The sequence below is a fragment of the Paenibacillus forsythiae T98 genome (genome assembly GCF_000520735.1).
Lineage (GTDB): Bacteria > Bacillota > Bacilli > Paenibacillales > Paenibacillaceae > Paenibacillus_AQ > Paenibacillus_AQ forsythiae.
On the sequence record NZ_ASSC01000231.1, the window covers coordinates 1 to 7,077 of the forward strand.

The 7,077-nt window shown below is 57.6% G+C and carries 7 protein-coding genes and 1 pseudogene; all 8 read right to left on the reverse strand.

Annotated features, from left to right (window positions below; genetic code table 11):
• A partial coding sequence (gene trpA / locus L692_RS0108080) for a tryptophan synthase subunit alpha (RefSeq protein WP_025698809.1) occupies window positions 1-504 on the reverse strand: 504 nt, incomplete at its 3' end.
• Complete coding sequence (trpB, locus tag L692_RS0108085) at window positions 501-1,700, reverse strand: tryptophan synthase subunit beta (protein ID WP_025698811.1); 1,200 nt, start codon at window positions 1,698-1,700, stop codon at window positions 501-503. The genes trpA and trpB, both read right to left, overlap by 4 nt.
• A complete protein-coding gene (locus L692_RS0108090) occupies window positions 1,697-2,374 on the reverse strand; it encodes a phosphoribosylanthranilate isomerase (protein ID WP_025698813.1) in 678 nt (225 codons plus the stop codon). Before L692_RS0108090 ends, trpB begins: the two co-directional genes overlap by 4 nt.
• Window positions 2,367-3,197: an indole-3-glycerol phosphate synthase TrpC gene (gene trpC, locus L692_RS0108095; protein ID WP_025698815.1), complete on the reverse strand. Its 831-nt coding sequence runs from the start codon at window positions 3,195-3,197 to the stop codon at window positions 2,367-2,369. The genes L692_RS0108090 and trpC overlap by 8 nt, the downstream gene beginning before the upstream one ends.
• On the reverse strand, window positions 3,184-4,233 hold the full coding sequence (trpD, locus tag L692_RS0108100; RefSeq protein ID WP_025698816.1) for an anthranilate phosphoribosyltransferase: 1,050 nt from the start codon (window positions 4,231-4,233) through the stop codon (window positions 3,184-3,186). Before trpD ends, trpC begins: the two co-directional genes overlap by 14 nt.
• 66 nt (window positions 4,234-4,299) lie before the next feature.
• The gene (gene trpE, locus L692_RS0108105; RefSeq protein WP_025698818.1) at window positions 4,300-5,853 is read right to left on the reverse strand and encodes an anthranilate synthase component I; all 1,554 of its coding nucleotides are present in this window, start codon (window positions 5,851-5,853) and stop codon (window positions 4,300-4,302) included.
• Window positions 5,854-6,420: 567 nt separating this feature from the next.
• Window positions 6,421-6,792 (reverse strand): chorismate mutase, encoded by a 372-nt coding sequence (gene aroH, locus L692_RS0108110; RefSeq protein ID WP_025698821.1) that lies wholly within the window; start codon window positions 6,790-6,792, stop codon window positions 6,421-6,423.
• Window positions 6,786-7,077, reverse strand: a pseudogene (locus L692_RS32505) (3-dehydroquinate synthase); the annotation flags it as partial. The gene aroH and the pseudogene L692_RS32505, both read right to left, overlap by 7 nt.

Genomic DNA, 7,077 nt, shown 5'->3' on the forward strand with positions numbered 1-7,077 from the left:
CGCGATGCGCTCGCTGGAGGTCGGCGCAACCAGAGGAACGAGGTTGATGCCGGCGTCGCGGCTGCGGGAGCGCATTTCTTCCGCTTCCTCGATCGGCAAATCCGGAATAATTAAGCCGCTGATCTCATGCCGGTTGAGTTCGGCAAAGAACGTATCAAGTCCCATTTGCAGCACGGGATTATAGTAAGTGAACAGAATAAACGGCAGCTCGCTACCGGCCTCGCGCGCCTTCAGCGCCGCTTCCATGCATGTCCGCAGGTGGATATTCCCGCGCAGCGCCCGCGATGATGCGCGCTGGATTACAGGTCCGTCCGCCAAAGGATCGGAGTAAGGAACGCCCAACTCCACAATGTCCGCTCCCGCCGCTTCCAGCTCGGCAATAATGGCCAGGCTCGTCTCCAGATCGGGATCACCTATGGTCAGAAACGGAATCAGCGCGGCACGCCCCTGTTCCTTCAGCCGCCGGAATGTCAGATCCATGCGATTCGTCGTCTCGGTCGTCATTTCAGCCCATCTCCTTCCGTATAAGCCATAATGGATTCCACGTCTTTGTCGCCCCGGCCCGAGAGGCAGATAACAAGGATGCTGTCCGCAGAGAGCGTCGGCGCAATCTTCGCCGCCTGCGCAACGGCATGCGCAGACTCCAGCGCGGGAATGATGCCTTCCGTCACGCACAGCAGCTTCAGCGCGTCGAGCGCTTCCTGGTCGGTAATGGGCACATATTTGACGCGCTCGATATCTTTCAGATAGGAGTGCTCGGGTCCGACGCCGGGATAGTCCAGCCCGGCCGAGATGGAATGGGCCTCAATGACCTGGCCGTATTGATCCTGAAGGAGATAGCTCATCGAGCCCTGGAACACCCCGTGGCTGCCCTTGCTCATCGTGGCGGCATGAAATGGCGTATCGATGCCTTTGCCAGCGGCTTCAACGCCAACCATCTGTACGGTCTCGTCTTCAAGGAAAGGATAGAACATGCCGATGGCATTGCTGCCGCCCCCGACGGCGGCTACCAGCACCTCCGGAAGCCTTCCTTCGGCCTCCAGAATTTGCCGGCGCGTCTCGTCTCCGATAATCCGCTGGAAATTGCGGACCATCATCGGGTAGGGATGCGGGCCGACCGCCGAGCCGAGAACATAGAACGTGTCGTTAACGTTGCTGACCCAGTAGCGCAGCGCCTCGTTCCCGGCGTCCTTGAGCGTCCGCGAGCCGGATGTAACGGGAATAACCTCGGCTCCGAGCAGCTTCATGCGAAACACGTTAAGCTGCTGGCGGCGGGTATCCTCCTCGCCCATGAACACCTTGCATTCCATTCCCAGCAGCGCCGCGACAGTAGCGGTAGCCACGCCATGCTGGCCTGCTCCCGTCTCGGCAATCACCTTCTTCTTGCCCATCATCTTGGCCAGAATGGCCTGTCCGATCGCGTTGTTGATCTTGTGGGCGCCGGTGTGGTTCAAATCCTCGCGCTTCAAATATATTTTCGCCCCGCCCAGCTGCTTGCTGAGGCGTTCGGCGTAGTACAGCGGCGTCTCGCGTCCGGAATACTGCTTAAGCAAATAATCGATCTGCTCCTGAAACTTCGGATCAGCCGAGAATTTGTTATAGGCCTCCTCCAGCTCTATCAATGCATTCATCAAGGTTTCGGGCACGAAGCGTCCCCCGAAAGCTCCGAAACGTCCATGCCGGTCCGGCACCTGTATCATGATTGCTTCACCCTTTCCACAAAAGCTGTGATTTTGGCTATATCTTTAACTCCGTCACTTTCCACCCCGCTTGATACGTCGACTCCATCCGGCGCATAAGCCGCCAGAAGCCCGCCGACATTGTCAGGCGAGAGTCCCCCGGCGACAAACAGCGGCGCGCCAAGCGCGCTCGCGCGCTTGCGGTAATCCGGGATCTCCTCCCAGGCAAAGGTGCGTCCGGAGCCGCCCCGCTGAGCGGGGTCATACGTATCAAGCAGCACGGCGTCAATCGTTCCGGCATAGCTTTCAAGCGCAAGTTCATCGTTATTCGCGCCGCCATCTTCAACCGCTACAGAGAGAGCCTTCCATACCTGAACGCCTGGAAAGGCTTCTTTGATCTCCCGGCAAAAGGCCGGGCTTTCGTTCCCGTGCAGCTGAATAACGCCGAGCGGCGCAGCGGCAAGAATCCCGTTTAATTCATCCCTGTCCGGGTCGACAAATACCCCGGCGGCAACAGGAGCCTTGCCCGTCTGCCAATCGGCCAGAACGGATATCAGCCGCGAAGCCTGCTCCGCCGTTACCTTCCTGCGGCTCGGAGCAAAGACAAGGCCGATATAATCAACCGGCAAGTGTACCATAGATTTTAGCACTTCAACGTCCTGAAGTCCACAGATTTTTACTTTCGTCTCAGCCATTCCGCACCTGGTCCTTGTCCCGCAGAACAGGGCCGAGCAGCTTGCCGACCGCCTGCTCCACATCCTGCTGTCTCATAAAATATTCCCCGACAAGCACGCCTTGGGCCCCCGTGGTCTGCAGATAAGCGATGTCCTCCGGCCCTGCGATTCCGCTCTCGCTGATCAGGGGAACCCCTTGCGGAGCGAGCGCCGCGAGCTCGGCTGTCGTTGTAAGCGCGGTCTCGAACGTGCGGAGGTTGCGGTTATTGATGCCGAGCAGCACATGGGGAAGCTCAGCTCTGCCCGTATCCAGCACGGCTTCCAGCTCGCTCCGGTCATGAACCTCAATCAAGACGTCGAGGCCGAGCCCGGCGGCCGTGTCCGTGAAGGAGGACAGCGCAGCCGGCGTAAGAATGGCCGCGATCAGAAGCACGGCGTCCGCGCCGAGCAGCCGCGCCTCGTAGATTTGCTTCTCGTCGATGATGAAATCCTTCCGCAGGAGCGGCAGAGCCACCGCTTCGCGGACCTGCCGCAAATAATCGCCGCTGCCCTGGAAATACTGGCTGTCGGTCAGAACGGAGAGGCAGTCCGCTCCGCCGGACTCATAAGCCCTGGCAATCTCCACCGGATCGAAATCGGCCCGGATCAGCCCCTTGGAGGGGGACGCCTTCTTCACCTCGGCGATCAGCCCCATATCGCGCTTGCGCCCAAGTGTCAGCGCCTTGCGGAAGCCGCGCGTAGCCGGAAGTCCGGCGATTTGCGCTTCCGCTTCGGCGAGGGAGAAGGTTTGACCGAGCAGTTCAACCTCTTTAATCTTTGTAGCTACAATTTTATCTAGATACATGTTTCAGTTCCTCCGTTATGGCGACGAGCTGCTCCAGCTTGCGGGCCGCCGCGCCCGAATCAATGGTATCCGCCGCCTTGCGCACACCTTCGGCCAGTGTATCCGCGAGACCGGCAACATAAATGCAGGCTCCGGAATTGGCGAGCACGATATCCCGGTACGGCGTCTTCTCGCCGCCTAGCACCGCGCGAATAATGGCCGCATTCTCTTCGGGTCCGCCGCCGAGAATAGCTTCAAGCGGATGCCGGGAAAGCCCCAGCTCTTCCGGGGTAATGTCATAGGCCTTGACCTCGCCATCCTTCAGCTCCGCCACAGCGGTCGGTCCGGAAATGCTGATCTCGTCAAGGCCCTCATAACTGCTGACCACTAGCGCACGCTTCAGGCCCAGCTCCTTCAGCACCAGGGCAAGCGTTCCGGTCTTCTTCCTGTCGTATATTCCAAGAAGCTGCCGGTCCGCTCTGGCCGGGTTCGTCAGCGGGCCAAGCACGTTGAATACCGTCCGTACGCCCAGCTCCTTGCGGGGACCTGCGGCGTGCTTCATGGACGGATGGTAGAGCTGCGCGAAGAGAAAGCAGATGCCGATTTCGTCCAGACACCGCTTCGCCTGCTCCGCATCCAGGTGAATGTTAACGCCAAGCGCCTCCAGCACATCGGCGCTGCCCGTTCTGCCGGAAGCGGAACGGTTGCCGTGTTTGGCGACGCGCACCGAAGCGGCGGCGGCAATAATGGCTGAAGTGGTGGAGATATTGGTCTTGTGAATCCCCGATCCGCCTGTTCCGCAGGTGTCGAGCAGCCTTGAGTTTTCCGTCGCAACCGGGGTGCCGAAGCCCTTCATCGCCTCCGCGAAGCCGGTGATCTCCTCCACCGTTTCCCCCTTGATCCGCAGCGCGGTCAGCAGCGATCCCATCTGGGCTTGCGTGGCCGCCCCTTCCATGATCGCGTTCATGATATCCCGCGCCTGCTCCCGGGTCAGGTCCTTGCCTTCAATCAGTCCGGCAATCCCGGACTGAATCAATGAATTGGCATTGCTGTTCATCGTTTCTTTCTCCTCCCGCTAATAGTAGATAATTGCCCGCTCCGGGCGCTTCCCGCGCCCTTGGCGTCAAGGAGTGTACTCGTACATATAATCCTGATTGATGCTGCCGCCGGTTTTCGCTTGGGCCGGGAACATCGCCTCCGCCATCCGGATCGCCTTGAGCATGCCCTTTGCCTTGTTCACGGTTTCCTCATATTCCTTCTCCGGCACCGAATCCCATACAATTCCCGCTCCCGCCTGGACATAGGCCCGGCCTTTGCGGAAGATAATCGTCCGGATCGTAATGCAGGAATCCATATTTCCGGAGAAACCAAGATAGCCGATGGCCCCCGCATACGCTCCCCGCGCTTCACGCTCCAGCTCGGCGATAATCTGCATCGCCCGCAGCTTCGGCGCACCGGATACGGTGCCCGCCGGGAGGCAGGACAGAAAAGCGTCGAAGAAATCCTTGTCCTCGCGGAGCGTCCCCGACACATTCGACACCATATGCATGACATGGGAGTATTTCTCGATTTCCATGAAGGAATCGCATTTGACGGTTCCGAACCTGGATACCCGGCCAATATCATTGCGGCCAAGATCGACGAGCATCAGGTGCTCGGCTCTCTCTTTTTCATCCTCCAGCAGTTCAGCCGCCAGCGCCCGGTCCCTGGCCTCGTTCTCGCCTCTGGGTCTCGTTCCGGCAATCGGGCGGGTCTCGACGCGGTCGCCGTCCACCTTCACCAGCGCCTCCGGCGATGTTCCGACGATGATCTCCTCATCCATTTTAAGATAGTACATGTACGGAGACGGATTCAGCGTGCGCAGCAGCCGATATACATGGAGCGGAGACACCTCGGTATTGATATGGAACCGCTGCGACAGCACCACCTGAAAAATATCGCCGGCCCGGATATACGCCTTGGCCTGCTCCACATTATCAATGAACTGTTCCCTCGTCAGATTGGAGTGAATATCGCCAAGCTCGATATCCTGCGGGATGCTCCTCCGGTTCATATTTTCTCTCGGCGTTTCCTTGCACAGCTCCTCGGCCACTTCTTCCAGCTTGCTGTTCAGCTTCTCGTAATTCGCCCGGATATCCGAATCCGTATCGCCATCCTTGATATGCAGGTTGCCGACCAGCAGAATCTGCTGCTTGACATGATCGAAGACGATGATTAGGTCGCAGAACATGAAGCGAATATCATCCATGTTCAAATCGTCGATGGCATGGGCCGGGAGCTTCTCGTAATACTGAAGCAGGTCATAGCCGAAGAATCCGATCGCTCCGCCGGTAAACGGCGGCATTTCCGCAAGCTTGGGACTGCGGTACGAACGAAGCAGACCTTTCAGCTCCTCGATCGGCTTGCCCTTGAGCTGTTTTGTCTCGCCGCCGATTTCCACATTGATCGCGCCCTTTTTGCCGGAGATCAGCAGAAACGGGTCACTGCCGATGAACGAATACCGGGCCCACTGGATGCCGCCCTCCACACTTTCCAGCAGAAAGGCATTCTTCCGGCTGGCGAACCGCTGAAAGATCCGGATCGGGGTCTCCATATCGGCCAGCAGCCGCTTTACTACGGGAATCAGATTATACTGCCGCGAAAGCGACACCACTTGTTCTACACTGGGACTGGTCATTTGTCGTTCCTCCTTGGACTTGGAAAGGTTAAGCACATTAAGATCAACGGGGCTTCAGCCTCGAAACAGGGCCCAACATACAGAAAAACCCCCACCGAAGTAGAGGTTTGGTTAAACAAGCGTATATAAGAGCTGAAATTCGGTCTTCAGGAAATGCATGAGCTTCGCGGCGTATGGAGGCATAGGAAATTCCACACATCCAAACAACGCAAATACGATTTCCGAAAAGGACACTATCGTCACATAAGGGCGGTAAAATCCGGAATATACATAACGGGCGAGATATCTATCATCAGGTATCCATGCTCTTGTGAGCCTGCTTTGCTTGCAGCCCCGGCATACCCGCACCTTGTATTATTCTAAAATCCCTTACACTCTGCTCTTCTCTGCTCATCTAATCTCAGTCTAGGCTCTGCTTCACTCGTCTGATTACACTATACATGATACTAACGCTTATTGACAACCCCTGGACAACTCTATTTGGTGAAGGAGCCTTACACCCCTGTTTAAAGCGTTCCCCTGGAAAGCGCCCGGTAAACTGTCATTCGCCTGACAGATACGCCGCGCCTATTTGCTCTCGGATAAATCGGGACGGAGCTTCTGCGCTTCGTTCAGGTATACATGGCGGATTTCGCGCTGGCTCTTGTCCGTGTTAACCTGCACCATCAGGCGGATGCATTTCGGCAGGCTGCCCTTAACCGGAATTTCAGTCGAGCACATAAGGGGCACCAGTTCCCAGCCCTCGATTTCCCGAATCGCCCGCGCCGGAAAGGTCGCGTCCAGGTCGGTCGTCATCGTAATCCACACACTGCAAATATCTTCGGCAATAATGTCGTTGCGTTCAACCATTTCCCGCAGCAACAGGACGGTTTCCCGCAGAATTTCCGCTTCGTCGTTCTGTGTTACGGTTGTTGCTCCGCGAATCCCCCGGTTTACCATGGGCTTCCCTCCTCTTTAAGCTGCCGGACAACCTCACGCACTGCGGACTCCTCAACGCCGTCCACAATGCTGACGGCCCCAATTTCGTCGGGAACGATAAACGTTATCCGGCCTTCCTTGAATTTCTTGTCATGCATCATTGCTTCAATGATGTCTTCCTCGCCGTATTCCGCTGGCAGTCTGGTCGGAAGCTCCAGCGCCTCCAGCAAGGAAACCGTCTCCTCGTACAGGGAACGCGGGCGTCCCAGCTTGGCGGCCAGAAGCGCCGAACCCGCCATGCCGATA